The 22,870-nt window shown below is 64.2% G+C and carries 19 protein-coding genes and 2 tRNA genes; 17 read left to right on the top strand and 4 right to left on the bottom strand.

The window, feature by feature from the left end; translation table 11 throughout:
• The first annotated feature begins 48 nt into the window (after positions 1-48).
• The 14 genes from DDD64_RS04790 (at position 49) to DDD64_RS04855 (ending at position 17,356) form a co-directional block, all read left to right on the top strand.
• Positions 49-774: a DUF3027 domain-containing protein gene (locus tag DDD64_RS04790; protein WP_206435385.1), complete on the top strand. Its 726-nt coding sequence runs from the start codon at positions 49-51 to the stop codon at positions 772-774.
• A gap of 16 nt (positions 775-790) precedes the next feature.
• The gene (gene manA, locus DDD64_RS04795; protein WP_126135308.1) at positions 791-2,218 is read left to right on the top strand and encodes a mannose-6-phosphate isomerase, class I; all 1,428 of its coding nucleotides are present in this window, start codon (positions 791-793) and stop codon (positions 2,216-2,218) included.
• 298 nt (positions 2,219-2,516) lie between these two features.
• Complete coding sequence (locus tag DDD64_RS04800) at positions 2,517-3,992, top strand: NCS2 family permease (RefSeq protein WP_126135278.1); 1,476 nt, start codon at positions 2,517-2,519, stop codon at positions 3,990-3,992.
• Positions 3,993-4,216: 224 nt separating this feature from the next.
• On the top strand, positions 4,217-5,752 hold the full coding sequence (locus DDD64_RS04805) for an MFS transporter (protein WP_241227404.1): 1,536 nt from the start codon (positions 4,217-4,219) through the stop codon (positions 5,750-5,752).
• On the top strand, positions 5,745-6,449 hold the full coding sequence (locus DDD64_RS04810; protein WP_126135280.1) for a metal-dependent transcriptional regulator: 705 nt from the start codon (positions 5,745-5,747) through the stop codon (positions 6,447-6,449). Before DDD64_RS04805 ends, DDD64_RS04810 begins: the two co-directional genes overlap by 8 nt.
• Positions 6,450-6,822: 373 nt before the next feature.
• Complete coding sequence (locus DDD64_RS04815) at positions 6,823-7,557, top strand: C40 family peptidase (protein WP_126135281.1); 735 nt, start codon at positions 6,823-6,825, stop codon at positions 7,555-7,557.
• 128 nt (positions 7,558-7,685) lie between these two features.
• Entirely contained in the window at positions 7,686-8,597 is a 912-nt protein-coding gene (locus DDD64_RS04820; protein WP_126135282.1) for a universal stress protein, read from the top strand.
• 157 nt (positions 8,598-8,754) lie between these two features.
• Positions 8,755-8,826 (top strand) — tRNA-Arg (locus DDD64_RS04825).
• A gap of 78 nt (positions 8,827-8,904) precedes the next feature.
• Positions 8,905-9,183 (top strand): hypothetical protein, encoded by a 279-nt coding sequence (locus DDD64_RS04830; RefSeq protein ID WP_126135283.1) that lies wholly within the window; start codon positions 8,905-8,907, stop codon positions 9,181-9,183.
• Positions 9,176-9,991 (top strand): zeta toxin family protein, encoded by an 816-nt coding sequence (locus DDD64_RS04835; protein WP_164545920.1) that lies wholly within the window; start codon positions 9,176-9,178, stop codon positions 9,989-9,991. Before DDD64_RS04830 ends, DDD64_RS04835 begins: the two co-directional genes overlap by 8 nt.
• Positions 9,992-10,000: 9 nt before the next feature.
• Entirely contained in the window at positions 10,001-11,284 is a 1,284-nt protein-coding gene (locus tag DDD64_RS04840) for a glycosyltransferase (protein WP_126135285.1), read from the top strand.
• A complete protein-coding gene (locus tag DDD64_RS04845) occupies positions 11,281-12,276 on the top strand; it encodes a PIG-L deacetylase family protein (protein WP_126135286.1) in 996 nt (331 codons plus the stop codon). The genes DDD64_RS04840 and DDD64_RS04845 overlap by 4 nt, the downstream gene beginning before the upstream one ends.
• 69 nt (positions 12,277-12,345) lie before the next feature.
• Entirely contained in the window at positions 12,346-17,016 is a 4,671-nt protein-coding gene (locus DDD64_RS04850; RefSeq protein ID WP_126135287.1) for a PDDEXK-like endonuclease domain-containing protein, read from the top strand.
• Positions 17,017-17,026: 10 nt separating this feature from the next.
• Positions 17,027-17,356 carry a hypothetical protein gene (locus DDD64_RS04855; protein WP_126135288.1) on the top strand — a complete coding sequence of 110 codons (330 nt, stop codon included), beginning with the start codon at positions 17,027-17,029 and terminating at the stop codon, positions 17,354-17,356.
• Between the two features lie 76 nt (positions 17,357-17,432).
• Here DDD64_RS04855 and mscL read toward each other — a convergent pair whose 3' ends face one another.
• The 4 genes from mscL to DDD64_RS04875 form a co-directional block, all read right to left on the bottom strand.
• Positions 17,433-17,816: a large conductance mechanosensitive channel protein MscL gene (mscL, locus tag DDD64_RS04860; protein ID WP_016443270.1), complete on the bottom strand. Its 384-nt coding sequence runs from the start codon at positions 17,814-17,816 to the stop codon at positions 17,433-17,435.
• A gap of 50 nt (positions 17,817-17,866) precedes the next feature.
• Positions 17,867-18,499 (bottom strand): SAF domain-containing protein, encoded by a 633-nt coding sequence (locus DDD64_RS04865; RefSeq protein ID WP_126135289.1) that lies wholly within the window; start codon positions 18,497-18,499, stop codon positions 17,867-17,869.
• Between the two features lie 108 nt (positions 18,500-18,607).
• The gene (locus DDD64_RS04870) at positions 18,608-18,817 is read right to left on the bottom strand and encodes an FmdB family zinc ribbon protein (protein ID WP_126135290.1); all 210 of its coding nucleotides are present in this window, start codon (positions 18,815-18,817) and stop codon (positions 18,608-18,610) included.
• A gap of 108 nt (positions 18,818-18,925) precedes the next feature.
• A complete protein-coding gene (locus DDD64_RS04875) occupies positions 18,926-19,561 on the bottom strand; it encodes a 5-formyltetrahydrofolate cyclo-ligase (RefSeq protein WP_126135291.1) in 636 nt (211 codons plus the stop codon).
• A 205-nt stretch (positions 19,562-19,766) separates the two neighbouring features.
• Here DDD64_RS04875 and DDD64_RS04880 point away from each other — a divergent pair, with 205 nt between their 5' ends.
• From DDD64_RS04880 to DDD64_RS04890, 3 genes are all read left to right on the top strand, one after another.
• Positions 19,767-20,993, top strand: coding sequence for a molybdopterin molybdotransferase MoeA (locus DDD64_RS04880; protein WP_126135292.1), 1,227 nt, complete (start codon positions 19,767-19,769; stop codon positions 20,991-20,993).
• A gap of 109 nt (positions 20,994-21,102) precedes the next feature.
• Positions 21,103-22,512: a DUF6667 domain-containing protein gene (locus tag DDD64_RS04885; RefSeq protein WP_126135293.1), complete on the top strand. Its 1,410-nt coding sequence runs from the start codon at positions 21,103-21,105 to the stop codon at positions 22,510-22,512.
• A gap of 149 nt (positions 22,513-22,661) precedes the next feature.
• A tRNA-Ala gene (locus DDD64_RS04890) sits at positions 22,662-22,737 on the top strand.
• The last annotated feature ends 133 nt before the right edge of the window (positions 22,738-22,870 follow it).

The following is a 22,870-nucleotide window of genomic DNA, read 5'->3' on the forward strand; positions in this document are numbered from 1 at the left end:
CATGCCAACTGCGCGGGGGAAGAATCCGCCGCGGTCCACTTTCCCGATGTGAGAGTAGAAGGACACGCGGATGAGGGCGCGGATATGGCGCGCCCGGAGGATCGCGTCGATGAAAATGTAGCGGTGGCACCCGATGATAAGCGGGTGGAACCGCTCCCCGGCCTGCCCGAAGATCGAGTTCTCGCGGGGGCTGTTGATGAGGCGCGGGCAACCCTGCTCGCGGCCATCGCCGAACGTTTCGTGGGGGAGTACGCGGGATTCCTCGCTGAGGATACCCGGGTGGTCTCCTACCTCTTTACCTGTACTCATCCGGGTTATCACGGCTGGTACTGGAGTATTACGGTGAGCCGAGCGAGCCGGGCCCGCACCGTGACGTTTAACGAAATTGAGATGTTGCCCGGGGCGGGGGCTTTGCTGGCTCCGCGCTGGGTGCCGTGGAGTGAACGGCTGGCCAAGCTGGAAACTGAGAAAGCGCAGGCGCGGGCCGCCTCGGAAAAGGAACGTCAGGAATCGGTGCGGGATGCCGCATCGGACAAGGCCGAGCGGGCTGAGCGCAGCGGCCGGCGCCGCCGGGTGCGGCGCAAGGTCACGGTGGCGGAAAGTGAAACCGCCAAGGTGGAAACGGAAACTGCCGGGGCGGAAACGGAAACCGCAGCAGCGGCAGAAGTGCCGGCGGTGGAAGTGGCAGCCCCGGTGGTGCGCCGCGGGCGCGGGCGGACCGTGGTGCGCGGATCGCGCGGGCGGCGCTACCAGGCCACCGGCGCCCTGAGCTAAAACAGGAGCAGCGGTGATGCGGATCCAAGGGCGGGCCAGAGATTACGCGTGGGGCGGCACCAGTGCGCTTCCCGCGCTCTTCGGTTACGCTCCGGCGGAAACCCGGGTGGCGGAAATTTGGCTCGGTGCCCACCCTGATGATTCAGCCCAGGTGATCAGCGCTGCGGATGCTCCACTCTTCGACCTGGCCCAGCTCTACCCCTCCGCACCCGCTGGCGAACACCGGATCGGGCGTGAAGATGAGGTGGGCGGGCGCAGGGGCGCCGTGGCGCGCACTCCGCGCGGGCGGTGGCGCGCGCGGCACCGGACTGGCCTGGCGCGAGGCGTGCACACGCCGGATCGCTCGGCGCTCCCGGGTTGTTCGGGGCACTCGGAGCGTGCCGAAGAATCCACTACGTTCTTGGGTGCCGGTGGGCCGAGCCTGCGCGATCTTATCGCCCGGGCACCCGAGGAGATGCTCGGTGCGGATGTGGCGCGCCGGCACGGGGGCGAATTACCGTATTTGCTCAAACTCATTGCCCCGCATCAGCCGCTCTCCCTCCAGGTACATCCCTCCCTTGAGCAGGCCCGCGCGGGGTTCGAGCGGGAAGAAACCGCCGGAATTGCCCGCACCGCTCCCCATCGTTCCTATCGGGATCGCAACCATAAACCGGAACTGGCCTATGCTCTCACGCCTTTTGAGGCTATCTGCGGGCTGCGCACGCCGCGCCGCATCGCCGAAGTGCTGGGTGGGCTTGGGCTACCCCTCACGGATCGGCTTGCGGCTCTCGTGGAAGAACGCGGGGTAGGGGCGGTTTTCGCCGATCTGCTTTCCGCGGGAACCCGCCCGGCACCCGAGCAGATTGCGCAGGTGGTGGCTGCCTGCGCCGCGCGGCTGGAGCGGGGCGCCTCGCCTTCCCCGCGCGCGGATCGCATCGTGGAAACCCTGGCGCAGTACTATCCCGGCGACCCGGGAGTGGTAGCTTCCCTCCTCATGAATCCCGTGAGTTTACGCCCGGGCGAAGCACTATTTATCCCCGCCGGGACAGTGCACGCCTACCTGTCTGGAACCGCGGTGGAAATTATGGCGGCCTCGGATAATGTGCTGCGCGCCGGCCTCACCCCGAAACATGTGGATGTGGAGGAATTGGTGCGGATTATGGACGACGCCGCAGTCCCGCCCATCCGCATCGCCCCCGAGCATATGAGCGAGGCGGTATCCACCTTCTATGTTCCCGTGGATGATTTTGAACTCTCGGTCGTTCATCTGCGCGATGCTACCTCCACGGAAAGGCTGCGCTCGCGCGGTCCGCGCACGGTGGTCTGCCTGGAGGGTGCGGTGGAAGTCTTTGCCGGAGGCCGGCGCGAACCGCTCAACTCGGGGCAGGCGATTTTTGTTCCGCACAGTGACGGGGAGCTGGCGGTCCGCGGATTTGGCGACGTCGTCGTCGCATCTGTTCCGTAACGACCCGGGCCGTGCGCGTGGTGAAACGCCGTGCACGCGCAGCCGCGTGGCCGGACTCACGCGGGTGGCGGGGCGGGAGAAAACCGCGCCAGCGCGCCGTTTTCACCCAGCAGACGGCCAGCGTCTCGAAATGTGAGACAAAATGGGTGAAAAAACGTCCAAATAATGAGACGTGCCTTGCGTGGGTGGTGACCGGGTTCAAGAATGAGTGCTGGTGGCGGTCAGGACCGCCCGAAAATCTGCGGATCACGCGCTCGCCTGGCGCGCAGCGGACCGCACGACTACCGAGGAGATCTTCGTGAGCGTAACTTCCACGCACGTCGAGACGAACCACAGCACAACCTCCGAGCCGAAGCGGGATTTTTTCCGGCTGCGCGAACGCGGGACCACCGTGGCCCGGGAAGTGCGCGGCGGGCTGGTCACCTTCGTGGCCATGGCCTACATTTTGGTTCTTAACCCCATTATCCTTTCCGGTCCGGACTCCACCGGCGCCTACCTGGGCGGCGGCACCGAAGGTCCGAACCTCCCGGCCATCGCCGCGGGTACCGCCATCGTTGCGGGCCTCATGACGCTGCTCACCGGCGTTATCGCGAATTTCCCGCTCGCCATGGCGGCCGGGCTGGGGCTCAATACCATCGTCGGCGTGGTGATCGTCCAGATGCCTGGCATGACCTGGGCTGACGGTATGGGCATTATCGTTATCGAAGGTATCGTCATCACGCTGCTCGTGGTGACGGGCCTGCGTGAAGCTATTTTCCGGGCGGTGCCGAAGTTCCTGCGCACCGCCATTTCTGTGGGCTTGGGGCTGTTCATCACCCTGGTTGGGCTGGTCAATGCCGGTCTTATTCGCCCCGGCGAAGGTACCATCATGTCCTTCGGAATCAACGGCTCCATCGCCTCCTGGCCGCTGGCCGTTTTCGTTTTCGGACTCTTCCTCACCGCGATCTGCCTGCTGCGCGGCGTTCCCGGCGCGCTCCTCATCGGCATCGTGTCCTCGACCATCGCGGCCGTTATCGTCAATCTTGTTGCCAAGCCCGGAAGTGTGGCCGGTGGGGATGTGGCCGGCTGGAACGGCGGGGCACCCGCACTGAACGGCTCCCCGGTGCAGATTCCGGACTTCTCCACCCTCGGAGCCTTCTCCGTGGTGGGCCCCTTCCAGAAGATCGGCGTGATCTCCGTGGTCGTGCTGGCCTTCTCCGTGATGCTCGCCGACTTCTTCGACACCATGGGCACCATGGTCGCGGTGGCTTCTGAAGGCGACCTCCTCGATGAGGACGGCATGCCGTACCACACCTCCCGCATCCTGCTCCTCGATTCCCTCGCGGCGCTGGCCGGCGGTATGGGCGGCGTATCCTCCAACACCTCGTTCGTTGAATCGACGACGGGCGTAGCGGACGGTGCGCGCACCGGCCTCGCATCGGTGACCACCGGCGCCCTCTTCCTGCTCTCCATCTTCTTCGCACCGCTCGTGACTCTGGTTCCTTCCGAAGCGGCCGCTCCCGCGCTGGTCGCGGTGGGCTTCCTCATGATGCAGCAGGTGACCGAGATTGATTGGGAAGACCTGAGCGTGGGTATCCCGGCCTTCCTCACCATCGCGCTCATGCCCTTCTCCTACTCCATTACGGTCGGCATCGGGGTGGGCTTCGTTGCTTTCGTCATCATGTCGGTGGCGGCCGGCAAGGCGCGCCGGGTTCACCCCCTCATGTGGGGCACCTTCGTTGCCTTCGTGGTCTACTTCCTGCTTGATCCGATTCAGAAACTCCTGATTGGCTAAGCGTAGCTAAGCTCTGTGCAGCACATTGGCTGCCAGCTCAACCACGCAGGGCCTACCCGCACGGGTAGGCCCTGCGTGCGTCGTCGTACCATTTTCGCCGGTGAGACAAAGGTGAGCTTTACCTGGCCGTGCGTGATAAACTCACCGCAGATAGCGCAACTGCGAGCTCGCCGCGCCCGCCGGCCGCTATGGATATCGGATTTTTCTGCAGGGGGCAGGATTTAGTGGGGCGTACATTCGCCAGTTTGAAGTACCGCAACTACGCTATTTGGTTCGCTGCCTCGTTGGTCGCCAATACCGGCGGGTGGATGCAACGCACCGCCCAGAACTGGCTCGTCATGAGCGACCTCACCAATAATGACGCTTTCGCCGTCGGTATTGTTACGGCGCTGCAATTCGTCCCCATTCCTTTTATTATGCCGCTGGCCGGGGCGCTCGCTGATCGCCTCGATAAACGCAAAATGGTGGTGCTCACCCAATTCGGAATGCTGCTCACCGCGGTAGCCCTGGGGGTACTGGTACTCCTGGGCTGGGCGAATGTGCTGGTGGTCTGCCTTTTCGCCCTGGCCATCGGGGTGATTCAATCTTTCGATAATCCTCCGCGCCTCGTTTTTATCTCCGAATTAGTGCCCCCGCGCTGGCTCCCGAATGCGGTGGGCCTGAATTCCATGTCCTTTAATATTGCGCGCCTCATCGGGCCGGCGCTGGGTGGTTTGCTCATCGGCCTTATTGGCACCGGCTGGGTTTTCATTATTAACGGCATCATGTTCGGTGCCACCCTCATCGCCTTGGCCCTTATGCGCCCGGAAGAATTCCACCCGGCACCCCGCCCGGAAAAGAAAGTTTCCGCGATTCAGGGAACGATTGACGGTTTGCGTTACGTGGGCAACCGCTCCGACCTCCTCGTTATTTTCGCGGTGGTGGGTGTGGTCTCCTGCCTGGCCATGAACACCCCGCTCACCACGGTGTCCATGTCCACCATGGAATTCCACGCCGATTCCACCCAATTCGGCATTGTTTCTTCCATGGTCGCGGTGGGTTCGCTTTCCGGGGCCGTGGTGGGGGCGCGGCGCACGAAACAGCCGCGGGTGCGCTCCGTGGTGGGAGCGGGTGTGGCTATGGGCATCGCGGTCACCGCCAATGCGCTGGCCCCGAATCTGCTGGTCTACACCCTGACGCTCGTGCCGGTCGGGTTCTTTATGCTCATCATGCTCACGGCAGCCAATGCCGCGGTGCAGATGTCTACCTCCCCGCAGATGCGCGGGCGCGTGGTGTCCCTCTACCAGACGGTCAACCAGGGCGTGACCCCGATCGGTTCCCTGGTGGTGGGCGGTATTTCCGGGGCGGCCGGGGCGCGCTGGGGCGTGGGCATTGGCGCGATTGGCTGCCTGGTGGCCACGGTGGGTGCCTACCTGTGGGGCCGGCGCAAATGGGATGTGGAAGTGCACTACCGGGTGCGTCATCCCTTCCAGCTGGAGATTCTCGGCCCGCTCGAACATGAAAATGAGGAGCGCGAAGCAGAACTACGGGCCAATCGCACCGGGCAAACGGATAGCGGGCAAAGCTTCACCGCGGAGGACCACGACGAGGTCGAGGCCGATCTTTTCGAACCCGAAGATGAAGCGCACGACGTTGAAACCGGGCATTCCCCGCAGCGCGCGGGCGGCTTAGAATGGCAAGATACGCATGAGGAGCCGGATGTGGATGGGCGCCCCGGTGCCGCCCCCGCCGCTGAGACGAAGGAGACCCGCGATGAGTGATGACCTTGTTGATACCCGCGAGATGTACCTCAAAGCGGTCTACGAACTCGAAGAAGAAGGAATTGTTCCGCTGCGTGCCCGGCTCGTGGAACGCCTGAGCCAATCCAAACCCACCGTCTCGGAAACCGTGGCGCGCCTGGAGCGCGACGGCATGATGTACCTGGATACTGATCGCGCCATCGTTCTTACCGAGGAGGGGCGGCGCATCGCCACCAGCGTGATGCGTAAGCACCGGGTGGCCGAATGTTTTCTCCTTCACGTGCTGGAGATGCCCTGGGAGCACGTGCACGCTGAGGCCTGCCGCTGGGAACATGTTATGTCCCGCGAACTAGAAGAACGCATCGCGCACGTGCTAGGGGAGCAGGGCTATGAACTCAGCCACGATCCTTTCGGCAACCCAATTCCCGCGGAAAACTCCCTGGGTCCCGGCGCGGATATAGCCGCGCGAACCGGTCTGCTCGCCGTGGCGGATTACCTGGAGCGCAACCCGAGCGGCGGGAAAGTCACCATTGCGCGCATCGGTGAAGTGGTCCAAACCGACGACGACGTTCTCGAGGCCATGGCCGCGGCCGGCATTAAACCCAATGCCGCGGTGACCATTAGTGTGGAGGACGACGGCGATATCCTCGCCCGCGGAGCAAGCGGGGTATTTCCTCTTACCGAATGGATCCGCAAACACCTCCTGGTGCACGCCTGAGGGCGCTGCTGTGCTGGAGGCGTGCTCCTAGGGGGCGGCGCGCCTCGAGTGGCGGTGACGGCCGGGGTTCGGAGCGGCGGGGCGGTAGTGCGGCGTCGTCGTAACTCGTGGTCTCCACCACAATTCGTCACCGCAGCGTAACCTAAGCCGCAAAAAAGTATATCAAAACGTTATAAATCCCCTCTGGGAAAAGGCTGGTATCACGCGAAAAAAGTGGAGGAAACGCCGGAAGGTCGCCGTTTTGTGATGATAACGGCCCGCCTGTGCCACTTGTTACATAAACGTGACAATTCGTTGCCTAATCGTTACGCTAATGGACGTACCGAAAGTGCCCCTCGGGGCGCACAGGAAAAGTTTTGTAGGAGATCATCCCATGACCGGACGCCACGCTCTTGATACGCGGTCCCAGGCTCACAACCTGGCGAACCCCGCAGTACGTGGTCTCACCGCAGCTCTTGTTGTGGGTGGCGCAGCAGCACTGATCGTTCCGAATGCGGCGGCTGATACCGCGGCCGCGCCCGCTAAGGCGGCGCTGTCCAACCCGCATGCGCAGGACGTTGCCGCTGGCATCGCCGGCACCACGAGCGCCACCTCGGAATGGAAGATCGAACAGATCAACATTCAATCCGCAGCTCCGGCTATTGAAGTAGCTGCCCCCGCCGCCAGCGCCACCACCGCCGCGGCTGATGCCGCCACCTCCTCTTCCGATACTGAAGCTGCTCCCGCGGCCGCGGGCATCGGCGTGGAAGTGGAAGCCGCTCCTAGCGCCATCGGCTCTTCCGTTCTTGATACCGCTCTCAGCGGTGTGGGTTCGCCCTACGTGTGGGCTGGCACCACCCCGTCCGGCTGGGATTGCATCGGCTTCGTGCGCTGGGTCTACGCCCAGCACGGTGTTGCTATCGGCGGGCGCACCACCTCGGTGCTCTCGGTTGGCCGCCAGGTTTCCTACGCGGAAGCCCAGCCCGGTGACATCCTGTACTGGCCCGGCCACGTAGCGATCTCGCTGGGCAACGGCCAGAATGTGGCCGCGTGGAACCCGGGTATGGGTACCCGCGTGGGCCCGGATTCGTGGTGCGGTGATACTCCCATCGTGATCCGCGTTTCCTAAAGCGCGTCTCTCGCGAGGTTAGAGAAGAATTATGTGCGAACGCCGTCGGAACTCCCGGCGGCGTTCGCATTTTACGCACGGTTCCACCCCGGGGTGCGCCCGTGGGAGAATGGGCAACGGAGGTAACAATGTACCAGCATGAGAATTCCGTGGTCGTTGGGGTGGATGGTTCCCCCGAATCACGGGCGGCACTTATCTGGGGTGCGCACGTGGCCGTGAGCCGCAATGCCACCCTGCGGGCCCTCACCTGCTACCAGGAAGGTCCCGATCCGCGCGGCTCCTATGAAAGCGCCATGAGCATTGCCCGGGAGGCACTCGCCCAGGAAGCGGTGGCGAACTTGGCGGGGCTGGAAGCCACCGCGGTGGCGCTACCCGGGGACCCGGTTGAGCTGCTCCTGGCTGAATCTAAAACTGCTTCCCGGCTGGTGGTGGGGTATTCCGGTGCGGATACCGCAGATATTGACCAGCTGGGTGTGGTGGCCGGCGCAATCGTTTCCAAGGCGTACTGCCCGGTTGCCGTGGTGCCGCTCCAGCATTCGCGGCGCCTGCCTATCCGCCACATCGTTGTGGGGGTGGACGGTTCACAGGAATCAAAATACGCGCTCAATTTGGCGGTGCGCATGGCCGGGCGCTGGGGTGCGCAGGTTTCCGCGATTAACGCGGTCTCGGTTACGCGCGCCGGGGGCGGCTTGCTTCCCGGTGGGGATATGACCCGCGAAATTCTTGACGACACCCGCCTGGGCCTGGAAGAAACCGTGACCGAGGTGCTACGCGGGGATGAAACCGTGCAGGTGCGCTGCTATGCGGTGGAAGGCTCCGCGGCGGAAATCATGGCGGAGTTCTCTAGCTCCGTGGACCTGGTAGTTGTGGGAGCGCGCGGCCGCGGCGGCATTACCGGGCTGCTCTTCGGCTCCACCAGCCATACGCTGCTCCTGGGAACCCAATCGCCGGTGCTCGTGGTACCCACCCACGCCACCAAGAACCTCCACGTTCCGGATACCAACGTGCCCTGGGATGTTCCCGATCCTTCGGCGCGGTAGCGTGAGCGTTGCCGCGCGGGGCGCCTGTGTGATCTCGTGGTCGCGTGCGCGGGCATGAGCGAGTCGCGGTAAGTAGCGCCCACGGTACCACGCAGAGTAACCTGGAACGGTTATCTTGTTCCTACCGTCGTTCGGATGAACGGTTGGCGGTAGACCAGCCCTCGTAGCTCAGGGGAAGAGCGACCGCCTCCTAAGCGGTAGGTCGAAGGTTCGAATCCTTTCGGGGGCACAAAAGATCGGTACGCGGGCGTAGCCCGTGTGGGGACTACTGCTTAGGATGGAACAAGGGCGAAAGGAGGGTGACACCATGACAGAGCCTTTTGGTTACGAAGACTATTCTGACCCGGTTCTATATGACGTGTTCTATGAAGCGGGAACGATGCTTTGTGGGCGGTATATTTCCCTCTCCAGGCAGGCAGATATTGCGGGTGACGAAGCGCGTCGAGCGGTTTATGACGGTAAATACCTTGAGCTCGTTGAGCAACGCGATGCTGTAGATGAAAATGATCGGGCGGAACAGATTCGTTGTATTCGTTCGTGGCATGCACTGCGTGAGCAATTACCCACCACTCTTTCTCATGTGTGATCTTGATATCCGTGTGGAGTGGATCCGTCGCGTCAAACCGAGAGTATTCGCCAGATCTCGGATATCGCTATCACCAGTATCCATTTTTCTAGGCGGCCAGCCGGGTGCCGGTAAAACCAAGACACAAAAAACGGTAGCATCCCGCTATCTCGATGAAAATATTACGCGCATTATTGGCGACGATCTGCGAGCTTTTCATCCTGACTACGATTGGCTATGCCAGAACGATCCTCTCCGGATGCCTCACGTAACTGCCCAAGCTTCTGGCCAATGGATCGCGATGTGTATCGAGTGGGCATCAAGAAATTCGTTTTCCACTCTGGTTGAGGGAACATGGCGCAATACCGCGATGGTCATGACCGAAGCCAGGAAAGCGCGTGAGCTCGGGCGTCGCACGCACGCGATTATCGTTGCGGTTCCTCCGGTGCTTTCCCAAGCAGGATTATTGGAGCGATTTTACGCAGATCGATTACGCGGCATGCATGCTCGCTGGACACCACCCGAAGCACACGAGGTGGCAGTAAACGCGCTTGACCAAACGGTTGCGGCGGTATGCGCGAGTATTAGTCCTTTTGATCGTTTCACGGTTACGAATCGTTCGGGTAATTATCTTTACGACGGCGCACCGGCGAACCGTGGTCTCGAAGTTTTCCGGCGAGAGTTCCGTAGGGGGCTTTCCGTGCAGGAAAAGGAATATTTAGCGAAGCTCGTCCCTCGCTTGGATGAAGGTATACGGAAGTTCACGCCCGATGATATTCCTGTGAAGGTACTTGTAGAGAATATTCGGAAAACTCTCGAATCCGGGTAGGCTGGGGGAATGACCTTGGGAGATACGCACCACGAGCAGCATTCGCACGGGGCCGACGGCGCACCCGCCCCGCTCCATATCGCTATGACTTCGGTGCACACCTCCCCCCTGGCCACTCCCGGATCCGCCGATGCCGGCGGCCTCAACGTGGTGGTGACCAATACCGCACAAGCACTGGCCCGCGCCGGGCACCGGGTTGATCTGGTTACCCGCGCCAGTGAATCCGGCCAGCCCTATATGCATGAGGTTATGCCGGGCGTGCGTGCTTTCTTCCTTCCTGCCGGCCCGCGCCACCCCGTTGCGAAAAGCCACACCGATGCCCTCATTACCCCCTTCACGGCGGAATTTCGCCGGTGGATGGCCGAGCGCGGTAGCGGCGTCGATCTTATTCACTCCCACCACTGGTTCGCCGGCGTGGCTTGCCTGCCCGTCGCCCAAGAAACCGGGCGCGCGCACGTCCAGTCTTTCCATTCGGTAGCGGCGCGGGAAGGGCACAATCTTGCCGATGGCGAACCAGCGGAATCCTCCGGCCGCGCACCCGGCGAGGCGCGTTGCGTGCGCGAATCAGATCTCATTATTGCGGTATCCCAGGCGGAAAAAGAGATGATTACGCAGCGCTACGGTACCCCTCCCTGCCCGGTCACCATCGTCCACCCGGGTGTGGATATTGATATGTTCCGCCCGGCTAGCTCGGTGGCCTCCGCCCCCGATTGCGTCACCGCGGTGACCGGAGGGCGGGACTATGTTTTCTTCGCCGCTCGCCTCCAACCCCTGAAAGCCCCGGATTTAGCGATTCGCGCGCTTGCGGAACTGCCCGCTGGCACCCGCCCGCTCCTCGTTATTGCCGGGGCGGCCTCCGATGACTTCGCCGGCTACGAGGACCACTTGCGCGCCGTCGTAACCGAAACCGGAATGGAAAGCGACGTGCGCTTCATCGGCCCGCTTCCACGCACCGGCCTCGCGGCTTTCCTTGCCCATGCCCAGCCCCTCCTCAACCCTTCGTTCTCGGAAACTTTCGGGATTATCAACGTGGAAGCGGCCGCCTGCGGCACACCCGTGGTGGCCTGGGATTCTTCCGGGATTCCCGAATCGGTGCACGGCGGCGTGACAGGCACCCTGTGCCGTAGCCGCGAGCCGTGCGAATGGGCCGGTGCGGTGCGGGCCTACCTGGACGATCCGGCCGTGCGGGCCCGGCACGGTGCCGCGGGGCGCGCTTTCGCGGAATCGCGCACCTGGGACGCAGTAGCGCGCGATTACGTCGCGGCTTACCGTAGCCTCGGGAGGCAGGCATGACCACGCCTCGCGACTTCGATGCGCGCGCGTGCAATAACGCGACCGCGCGCCCGTGGAGTTGGGACCCCAGCGAGCCGCTCTTCGCCCGCACCCTCTTCCTTCACGCCCACCCGGACGACGAAGCGATCCAGGCCGGCGGGCTCACCGCGCTCCTCACCGCAGCCGGGCACCGCGTCACCATCCTCACCTGCACGCGCGGAGAAGAAGGCGAAGCGGTCCCCGGAACTTTGCCCGCCGGGGCGGGGGAGGCAGAACTCGTTGCCCAGCGCGAAGCGGAAATCACCCGAGCGCGCGCCATCCTCGGGGTTGCGGATGGTTGGTGGCTCGGCACCGCGCCAGCACTCGCGTCCGGCGCCGCGCCGCGCCGCTACCGCGATTCCGGGATGTCCTGGATCGCCCCCGGTGTCGCCGGCCCCGCACCCGGTGCCGGCCCGGGCGCTTTTTCACGCGCGGACCTAAGTGCAGAAATAGCAGATGCACGGGCACTAGTCGCGCACGTGCGGCCCACCGTCATCATTGGGTACGACGCCGCAGCAAGCTACGGCCACCCCGACCACGTGCGGGTGCATGACCTGGCTGGCGCCCTCGGCCGGGTGACGGGAATTCCGGTACTCGAGTTGGCTTCCACTCCCGGGCAAGCCGGATGGTGCTACCGCAGCGCCCGGGCGCATGAAGCCACCGTGGTGGCGGCGCTGCGCTGCTATGCCTCGCAGCTGACCGTGGTTGATCGCGCTGATCCTGCATTGGCCGGCCTGCCGGTCATCGGAATCCCAGGGCCGGGTGCCGCGGGGGTGGGCATCGCGGTACCGAAAGCTGAGCGCGATTCTGAACCTGCCCCGCAGCTGCTTATTCGGCATGTGGGCGGCCAGCTCCAGGAGCTCCCTCTCTGGCCGGGATTGCGCCCGGCCGATAGTGCGTCGTCGTTCCCCACTCCGCAAACTTCCGCGCATGCTGCCGCGGCGGGGCTGCCTTCCACGCCGGTGGCGGAATAACGCCCTAATTTTTGGCGTATTACGGCGCGCATAGGGACTTTTACGCCGGACCTGAGTAGCGTTAAGGTCGTGACTCCTCTCTTCAAACGCTCTTCTCGCCGGCATCCGGCTCGTGAATCTCTTTCTCGTGAAACCGCCGCGGTTCCCGAGACCGCCGCGGCGCCCGCGGGCACCCCCGCAGAATCCGCGCAGGATACGCCCGTAGCATCCTCACCGGCCGTGGCCTCCGTGGCCTCCGCCGCGTCCGCTGCCAGTGCTGAGACTGCCGGCAATTCCACCACTCCGGCTGCACAGGCGCCGCAGGTCGGCGCCGTTGGCAGCGTCGACGTCGCACCGCATCATGCCCCGGGCGTCGCAGCGCAGCACGGAACTGAAAGTGCCAACCACGCGCGTGCCGCGGAGGAGCATCCCGCCCCGCTTCCCGCCCCGCAGCGTGAAGAGCTCGTTTCCCGCGCCTATGCCGGTTGGCAGGAGGAGTTGAGCGCGCGGGCGGAGCGCGCGGCGGAAAATGTGGCCGCGCGAGTGTGCATCGATCTCACCCATCCGCATCCAACCGGGGGCGCGCAGTTTTCTTCCGGGGCGCCTACTCGCCTCACCTCCCTTATCCGGGAGGAACGCAGCCAGCAAGAAGCCTTGGCCACGTGGCGAACCCTGCGTGACCAGGTAGCGCGTGCCGCAGAAGAATACGGGTACGCCCCAATTCAGTTGGCGAGCGGCAATCTCACGTGGACGGAGCTCCCGCCGCGCCGGCCCAGTGATGAACTGGAACCCGGCTATGAGGACACCGGCGAACTCAAGCTCGATCCGGAAGCGATGCGGGCCTGCGCGGAGGAGGCCGCGCACGCGGCGGAAGATACCCCGGGGGAGGCGCAGGCCGGCTTCGAGGAGTCACTCGAGCAGGCCGCCGCGCAGCCCGGCCCGGCTGAAGCAAATGTAGCCGGCGCGCAGGCGGCAGAAGCCGGCCCGGTGCCCGCCACGCAAAGCGGCGAAGAAACCCGGCAGGTACGCGAAGTGAGTGTGCCGATTGTTTACCGCTTGCTACGGGTGGAAGACGTGGGTACCGATGCCCTCATCCAAACCACCCCGGCCCTGTCCGTCAATCCGGATATTGTGGGTGCACTGCGCCAGCACGGCGCGCCAGTGCGAGAATTAGCCCAGCTCACTCGGGTGGAACGTGCCACCGAAGACGAACTCATTACCCGGGTGCGGCGCCTGTCCCACCTTTATCTGCCCGGGGCGTCCTACCGCCCCCAGGTGCTTCTTGGGATGTTTGCCGATCCGGCCGCGCGGGCCATTACCGATGCGGAACTGCTGCGTCCGGTCATGATTCGTTCCGGGGTGCTCGCGGCGATTGCCGGGGATCAGGGCACCCATCAGCTCACCAGCGCCCCGCTTCCTCCGGCCGAGAAACGCGACCGGGCCCCCGAGGGTGAACGCGGGGTGGGTGATTTGGATGTGGCCGAACTTGCCGCGGTGGAGGCTGTGGCAACCGGCCGCGACATCGTGATCGACACCCCGCCGGGAAGCGCGGACGTGACCACCCTGGTGGCGATTGCCGCGGACGCAGCTGCATCCAACCGTTCCGTTCTTTATATTCCTGGCAGTCGGGCGCGGCGCAACGCGGTGACCGCGCGGGCCGGTGAACTCGGCGTGGATGATTTGTTCATCGACCTCTCTGATATCAACGCCGCGCCCTTGCGGCTGCGCCAGGGCCTGCGCCAGAAGTTCCCGCAGATTAATGAAGAACGCACCCTGGCCGTGCGTCGTGATCTCAAGGCGGCCCGGCGCAGCCTGCGCGGCTACGTGAACGCGTTGCACGCCGTCGACCCGGTATGGAATACCTCGGTGTATGACGTGCTCGAACATTTGGCTGAGCTCGCCGCACAGCCCCACGGCCCGGCCACGAAGGTGCGCCTGGATGCCACCGCCGCGGCGCGGGTGCGTGAGGATCGCGAGGCGGTGCTCGAACGGCTCGCGGAAGCAAGCCGGGCCGGCGCCTTTACCGGGGGCGGGAATTCGGAGTGGTTGCGCGCCCAGGTCCGTACGGAGGACGACGCCGCTCGCGCCTTCTCCACCGTGACCCGCATGGCCACGGAAACCCTTCCCCTGGTCATGGAGCAATCCCAGCGAGTGGCCGGGGAAACCGGCCTGGCGCGCCCGAAGACGCTGGCGCAGTGGATGGAGCAAATCAAGATGCTCGAAGGGATCTCCGATACCCTCGAGGTCTTTAAACCGGCTATTTACGAACGTTCTGTTGCCGATATGGTGATTGCCACCGCGAGTGATGAATGGCGTGCTGAACATGGCGAAAGCATGAAACGTGCCCAGCGCCGTGCCCTGACTAAGCAGGCGCGCGATTTTGTGCGGCCCGGAATCCGGGTGGCGGATATGCACGCGGCCCTGAGCGAAGTGGCACGCCAACGCGATATTTGGCGCCGCTACAGCGCGGAAAGTGATTGGCCCACTCTCCCCGAAGGCATGACGATGATCCGGGCTACGGCCGCGGAAGTGGACGGGCAGGTGCGCGAACTCGAGGAATTCCTCCCGCACCGCGCCGGCCTGCGCCGCGAACCCATCGAAAATGTGCTGGCCCTTGCGCGCGCGCTGGTTTCCCAGCGCCGGGTGCTTGATTCGCAGCCGCGCCGCATTGACCTCCTTCACGACCTGGAAGATAGCGGCCTGGGTGATTTCGCTCGTGATATGGTCCGCCGCGAGGTGAGCGGGGACGCGGTGGCTGCCGAACTTGATCTGGCCTACACCAATTCTGTATTTGAGCAGCTCATTGCCCGTAATACCGTATTGGCCCAGGCCGGTCCCCATCAGCTCGCCGCGCTCGTACACACGGTGCGGGATCTGGACCGCGAACACGTGGAGAGCCTGCCCGGGCCGGTGCTGCGCGCCGCGATTACCCATATGCAAGAGGTGGCCCGCAAACAGCGCGAAGAAACTGTGGCCGTGGATCGCTACCTGGCCCGCGCCGGCGTGAGCGCGCTGGCCGACGTGGCCGCCTCGGCAACCGCGCTGGTCCAGGCGGCACGCCCGGTGTGGGTGGTGCCGCCGGCCCTGGTTCCCGAGCTTATTCCGACCCTGCCCTGGGCGGATGCGGTGATCCTGGACGGTATCGAGGATGTTCCACTGGCCGCGGTGGTTGCTCTGATGGCGCGTGGCTCGCAGCTCGTGGTTCTCGGTGACGTGGCGCGGGCGGGTGCGCAGAGCGCGCTCGCGGCCCTGGCCGATGCGCTTCCGGTGTGCGAACTTCCCACGTTCCGGGCACATCACGACGATCTTGCTCTCGCCTGCTTGCGCACCCTCGGGTACGACGACGCCGACCGCGCCGCTCCGGCGGGGCGGGTGCGCCGGGCTAACCGCCTGCAGGTGGTGGACGGGCGCGGGGTTCCTTCCCCGAATACCGGAATGGTAGAAGCTCCCAGCGCGGAAGTGGATGCGGTGGTGGATGCCGTTGTGGATCATCTCCTCACCCGCCCGGAAGAATCCCTGGCTGTTATAACAATTTCGCGTTTGCATGCTGTTCACGTGCGGGCTGCGGTGGAACGCACGATCGCGAATAGCCCGGCGCTGGTTGAGGCGGGCGAGTCCGCCGCCAGCCTGGTACCGGTGGTGGATATTACCGGGGCGAGCGGGCTGCGGCGCGACCGGGTTATTTTCTCGGTGGGCTTCGGGAAGACGGTACACGGCCGGGTGCTTCACACCTTCGGCCCGCTCACCGAAGCGGACGGCGCCCGTTACCTGAGCGAGGCACTGCTAGTTCCCAGCCGCTATATGAGCGTTATTTCTTCGCTGGGACCGGGGGATATCGGGGTGGATGATCTTTCTGGCGCGGCTCCCCGGCTTCTAGCCACCCTGCTGGAGACGGCCGCCCGGGAAGAATTACTCATCGGGGCCGATGAGGATGTGGCCAAGGCTAGCCCGCTGCTCTTCGACCTGGCCGCGCGCCTGCGCGGACGCGGGCTTTTCACCGCGCTCTACTACGGGTACGACGCCGGTTTGCGCATCCCGCTTGTTGTTGCCGAACACGAAGGCGATTGGCGAGTGGCTGTTTTAACCGACGACGCCGATTACGTTGCCGAACCTTCCCTGCGCCGCCGTGACCGCTACCGGGTTGAGATGCTCGAGGATTTGGGCTGGAAAGTGGTGCAAACCTTCTCCTCCTCGATTTTCCTCGATCCGGAAGCCGAGGCAGACCGTATTGAAGCACTCGTACGGGTGGTACGCCGTGACGAGGCTGCCGCACGCCACCGGACGGAAGATACCCCCGCTTTTGGTGCGGACGTAGAGGAAGTGAATTCTGCTGGAACGGATTCTGCCGAAGCGGGAGCTGCGGATGCGGCGGGTGATGCAGGTGCGGCGGATGCTGAACGGCCGGAGGATGCCGGTGTGACAGACCAGCAAGGCCAGCAAGGCGAGCCCGGCGCGGCACGTACGCACGCGCCGGCCGAGGGCGGCAGCCAGGAGGCAGGCCCTGCTGCAGCGCCGGATCCGGAAACGTCACGCCGGGCCCGGGGAAAGAAACCCGCGGTGCGACCGGGATTGCCGCTGGCCGCCTACTCGGACGACCAGCTTGATGACATGGTGGCCTGGATAGCTTCCGATGGGGTAGCCCGCACTTCCGAGCAACTGGTGGAAGAACTGCGGAGCGAACTGGATATCCGCCGCCGTGGGCCCCAGGCCGATGCGGTGCTCGGTAATGTGGTGCGCCGCTCCAGCCTGGCACAGGATTAGGTGAGCGGCGGTGGCGAGTAACGCGCATTCCCGGCGCACCCACCGGGCGGTGGTGCGTCTGTCCGAAGTGGATGCCCGGCGGATAGAAAGCGGCGAACTCAAGGATGCTGCCGAAGCTCTTCAGCGCCTCGCGCGCGGTGACGGGGGAGCGGATCTACCGCACCCGGATGCGCCCACCAAGAAATCCGCGTTAAAAGGTAGCGTCCCGGGGGCCAGCATCGTGGCACCCCGGGACGCGGTTGCATCCGCCCGTGAGGTTCGCACGCGGGATATCGTGGCGCGTACCGCTCACGAGCAGAGCATTCTTGACGAACGCCCGCCCCATTTCGGCAAGCTCTAAGCGGAAGCGAACTCCGGAAAAACAGCGAAGCTTCGCACCTGCTCAGACTCGCGCAGATTCGCGCAGGCTCACGCGATTAGTCGCGCTTGGCCCGCAGCTCATCACGGATCTCCTTGAGGAGGATGAGCTGGGGATCTTCCGGGGCCTCAGCGGCCGGCTTGGCGTGGCGTTCGCGCAGCTTATTCATGGGGAGCACCAGGAAGAAGTACAGTGCGAAAGCCACGATGAAGAAGTTGACCACCGCGGTGAGGAAGCTACCGAATTGAATTTCGCCTCCACCCAGGTGCCACACAAAATTACCGTCGAAATTCGGCTGCCCGAAAATCGCGGCGATAAGCGGCATGAGAATGTGGTCCGTCAGGGATTTCACCACGGCGGAGAAAGCCGCACCGACGATAACACCGACGGCGAGGTCCATAACATTGCCCTGCATAACAAATTTCTTAAAACCCGCGAGCACCTTGCATCCTTTCGCGCGGAAAGCCATCGGGACTACCCCGCTGGCAGAAACTACGGAGGGGCCACCAGCACTGCCCGCAAAGAATCCGCGGCAGCGTAGCCCACGATAAGATTAGCGTCTTTTTCGCGAACAACCAGGTACAGCACTCGATATGTGGCGCCTTCGGAAAGCATGCCACCGTTCTTTTCCTCTTCCCCGATCCCCACCACCGCAGCCCGGTCTACCACCCGAACTGCGCCAGCCTCCGTGCTGTGCTCCGGGGCGGGCCCATATAACGCAATGAAATTACCCGGCTCAATAAAGTTCCCGGTTCCATCGGATGCTACCCGCACCGCGACCACCACGTGCCCGGCAGGTGGATCGCGTAAAAATTCTTGGGAAAGCAGCAGCCCGCGAGCCAGGGGGTACCCAGCCGGAATACTAGCTGCTAGGCGCTGCCCGTCAGCTTCAGCGGCCGCGGTGAGGGCGTGATCCGGAATGAGTTCCCGGGCAATGGTGCGCGCCTCTACATCGCGCCCGCTCAGCACGTGCCCGGCCGGTAGGGAACGGCGCGCTACCAGCACCTGCCCGGTAGCCGGGTGGCGCTGTTCGATGGCCTGAAGAATGGAGAAAAAAGCCACGAGGGCAACCGCGGCCAGCAGCAGGTGGCGCACCCGCCACAATCGTGTGAGGAGTCCGGTCATAGCTCGAGGCTAGTGAGAACTGCTCAGCTGCGGATCAGAACGAGGCCCTTCTGTGGATACCGGCAGCGTTTCGCGGAGCTGGGGATAAACCGGGCTGCGCCGTCGTACTTACTTTTGCGTGGAGCTCCCACCCGAAGAACGCGAGTCATTGTGGTAGAAACCCGAGCCTTTGAAAACAATTGCGCTGATCCCTGCCATCACCTTGTGCAAGGAATCTTTTCCGCACTCCGGGCAGGTGACCAGAGCTGCGGCTGTCATCGACTGGTGCGCATCAAAATGGTGACCGCAATTATCGCAACGGTAACTGTAGGTAGGCACGTTCTTCCTTTCCGGGCCGGTGGCCGAGCCGAGGTGCGGCCGGCACAAGCCGTACGGCGCATTATTCTAGCGCGTGACAAGTACCCTCGGGGAAGTATCCCGCGGTGCCTAGTGCATGGGGGTATGCCCGCCCAGGTCCACCGCGGTTTCAGGGAGCAGGACGTAGCGCACCGGCACGTCCATCTCATCGTGGGGGAGGGGCGTGTGCACATATTCCTCGGGCCATATCAAAGCGCCGACCGGGGTAGCGCTATCGAGCTGCTTGAGGACGCGGTCGTACCAGCCCCCGCCCTGGCCTAGGCGCACGCCGTCGTGATTGACGAGTAGCGCGGGGATAAAAGCGGCGTCGACCTCGCGTAATACGGTGGAATCGAGGGCTTCACCCCGGGGTGCGGGCGGCCGGCCGGGGGCCTGGTCGGTGAGATTATCGGCACCGGTATAGCGCGCCCATTGGCGGGTGAGCCCGGGGCCGAGCTTGGGAACAAGGAGGGTGCGGCCGCTGGCCACAATCGCATCGCAGAGCGCGCGAGTACCGGGTTCGTTATTGACGGAAATATAACCGGCAACCGTGGTGGCGGTGCCCAGGAAATCCAGCACGGTGGTGACCCAGCGGGTCTCGGCTTCCTCACGGGCGGCGGGGGTGCGCTTGGCCCGAGCCGCGCGCACCGTTGCGCGCAAGGCTTGTTTGGCTTCCGGCAGCGCCATCGCGGAGACATCAGGAAGAGATAGGGTGTGGTAGGTCATGGCACCAGTGTGACACGAGCAGCTGGACGCCCGCTAGGAGTAAGGCCCTTACGCGCCACTCGCAAGGCCCTTACGCGCCCTCCGTACGGCCGAGCGCCGCCACCCGCTCAGTCCCGCGTGCCGCCCCGCTCAGCCCCGTGCGCGCGGCGTTAGCGCTGGCAGGCCCTCAACCCGGTACGCTGTGCTGTGTACCGAGGAGGAATGCGTGAAAACAGTAGCCGAGCAACTCGATGAATTCTTAAAGGTCGCCCAGCCCTTGGAGGCTCTTGATGTGGAGCTTGCCGACGCGATGGGGTGCATTCTTGCTGAAAACGTCGTCGCCACTGTTGACGTTCCTCACACCGACCTGGCGGCGCTGGACGGGTACGCGGTGCGCGCGGACGAAACTTTCGGTGCGGAGCCCGCCCGCCCGGCGCACTTCCCGGTGACGGACGATATTTTCGCCGTCACCACCGATCGCATCGCCCACACTCCTGGTGCGGCGGCCCGCATTGCTTCCGGGGCGCGGATGCCTACCGGCGCGGACGCCGTCGTTCCCCTTATTGATACGGATCACGGGGAAGCGCAGGTGGATATTACGGCGCGCGTGGCCCCCGGGGAAAATGTGCGTGCGCAGGGCGAGGACCTGCGGGCCGGCACCACGATTCTGGAGGAAGGCACCCGTATCGGGGCGCGCCATATCGCGCTGCTGGCGGCGGCCGGGCGGGACCGGGTGCGGGTGCGGCCGGCGCCGCGCGTCGTCGTGATGTCCGTGGGCGATGAACTGGTGGCGCCCGGAAAAGCCTTGGGTAACGGGAAGATTTACGACGCGAATTCGCACGCGCTCGCGACCGCGGTGCGTAACGCCGGGGCGGTTGCGTATCGCGTGCCGGCGGTTTCGGATGACCGGCATGTTTTGCGGGAGTCTTTGGAGGACCAGCTGTTGCGCGCCGACGTTATCCTCACCACCGGCGGTTTGAGTTACGGGGGTGGAGATACCCTCAAAGAGGTCCTGTCCCCGCTCGGGTCGATGCGGTTCGACGCCGTCGCTATGAATCCGGGCCGGCACGTCGGGGTGGGTACCATCGGGGCCGACGGCGCAAATTCGGCGCTCATGTTCTGCCTGCCGGGCAACCCGGTGGCCGCGCTCGTGTGCTTTGAAGTTTTTGTGCGTCCCTCGCTGCGGAAAATGGCTGGCTACAAGCACGTGACCCCGCGTTCCATTCGGGCGCGGGCTGCGCGCGGGCTGCTGTCCCGGCCCGGGGTGCAGGATTACGTGCGAGTGCAGGTCTATGGTGATCCGCGCGCCGGCTACGAATTTGATCCCGTGGGGGATGTGGAGCTCCTTTCGCTGGCGAATTTTGCAAAATCGAATGGGCTCGCGGTGGTTCCCGCGGATCGAGAAAGTGTGGGCATCGGTGATGAACTGGAGTGCATGATCCTCAACGGATAGCCCAGCTCAGCAGTCCCACCTGCCCCAGGAATAACACCGTTGTTATTCTCTCTACGAAAGTAACGGCGCGTCCCTGCCCGCGCGCCCCACGATTGGTTAAAGTGGCTGTGTGGGGTTCCAGGGATACGCGTTGATGGCAGTGGTTGTGCTGCTCATGGTCTATGTCATCCCTGGGGTGTATCGCCAGCGCGTCATCCTCGCGGATGTGCGTATTGACGAGCGCTATTCACCCCAGCTACGCACCCTCGCGCTGCCAAACGGAACGGTAGGCGTGGAAACTGGTGGGCCAACCGGGGCTATTTTTTTCCGGAAGCCGGAGGTCATCATGGCAGAGAACGACGAACGCGATATTCTTCCACCCAGCGCGGGGCGTAATGTGCGCACCCTGGCGCGTGAACGCGCGCGCCGTAAGGCACGTATTTCCCAGCGCGCCGCGAATCGGCAGCGCGGTTTCGTGGTTGCGGGCGCTCTAGCCCTACTTATTGTGGTGCTCGGTGCTCTTGCATTTACGACGACGATGCCACGCTGGATTTTCTACGTTGCCGTGGGCGTAGGGGTGCTTTACGGGGCGGGCTTTGGGTACTTGCTCAGTGAAATGGGGAAGGCGACTGCTCGCGACCGCGAGGATATTGCCGAACTCACCGAAGAACTCGGTATCCGAAAGACCCGCGGGGCGCAGCGCCACTCGCGCCGCCCGGCGCGCCCGCGCCCGGGGCGCTCGGCAGTTTCGGCTGCCTCGGCGCATTCGGCCTTGAGCGCGGCCAGCGCGGCGCTGGGAAGTGATGACCTCGGGGCGTTGACAGCTGACGCAAGCCGGAGCGCTGATCTGGGGCAGAGCGCTGACCTGAGCCGAAGTGCGGGGCGCGGTAGCGCGGCCACCACGCCGACGGCTGCTTCGGCGGCCACCGGTGTCGCAGCTGCGGTAGATGAAGGCGAAGCTAGCACGGCTGGCGCAGGTGCGGCTGGTGAAATTGGCGATGCGCGGGCCGCAAAGGCTGAGGAACACGAAGCTGGGGTGAACCCGGGAAAAGCACGGAGCCGGAACGCGGGGGCGCAGGCGCCTAAGCGCCGTTCCGGCATTTCGGTGACCCTTGGGCAAGGAATTATTGCCGCGGAAGATTTCGCTCCCATCGCCGGTTCGCAGCGTGAACAAGCGGAGAAGCTTCCCAAGCGTTTCGTGGCCGGAGCGGTCCCGCGCCGGCAGCTGCCCAGCTACACGCTCAAGCCGCAGATCCAGCAGCGCACAGTAGCGCCCTACCAGGCCCCAGAAGCGCCCGTTGCTCCGGTACCCTATCGCCCGAAGGAGATCGGCGAGCGGGTGACTTTCGTGGATGCTGTCGCGCACGATGCGGACGCAACCGCAGCCGCAGCGCCGGCGGGCCAAGCTGCGCCGCAAAGCACCGCGCCGGCAGCGAAGGCCGAAGCCGCAGTGCCTCCAGCTCAGCCAGCTGCAGCTGCGCATGATGGCCTCGCGGGTGGGGCGGCTCTGGACGAGCTGCTGCGCAAGCGCCGCGCATAGGTGTGGCTGGCCGAGTGAGTCTGGCTGACTTGTTGTGCCGCCGCGCCGCGGGTACGAACTGAAAATAGAAGATCGGGGAGTGGTGTAATGGGAACCACTCCCCGAAATTTCATTCCGGGCCGCTAGGGTGCTAAACTAATCAGGTCTTTGGGGCTATGGCGCAGTTGGTAGCGCGTCTCGTTCGCAATGAGAAGGTCAGGGGTTCGAATCCCCTTAGCTCCACCATTCTTGCTGATAAATACCCACACCACATTCCTTTTCACATGCGGCTCAGCCCTATAGGCCCATGCGGAAAGGGTAGACGAAACCCCGGCGATCTCGGATAGAACGCAGCGGCTCTGTGGTTGATCACGATAAA

This window comes from Actinotignum sanguinis (genome assembly GCF_003957255.1).
Lineage (GTDB): Bacteria > Actinomycetota > Actinomycetes > Actinomycetales > Actinomycetaceae > Actinotignum > Actinotignum sanguinis.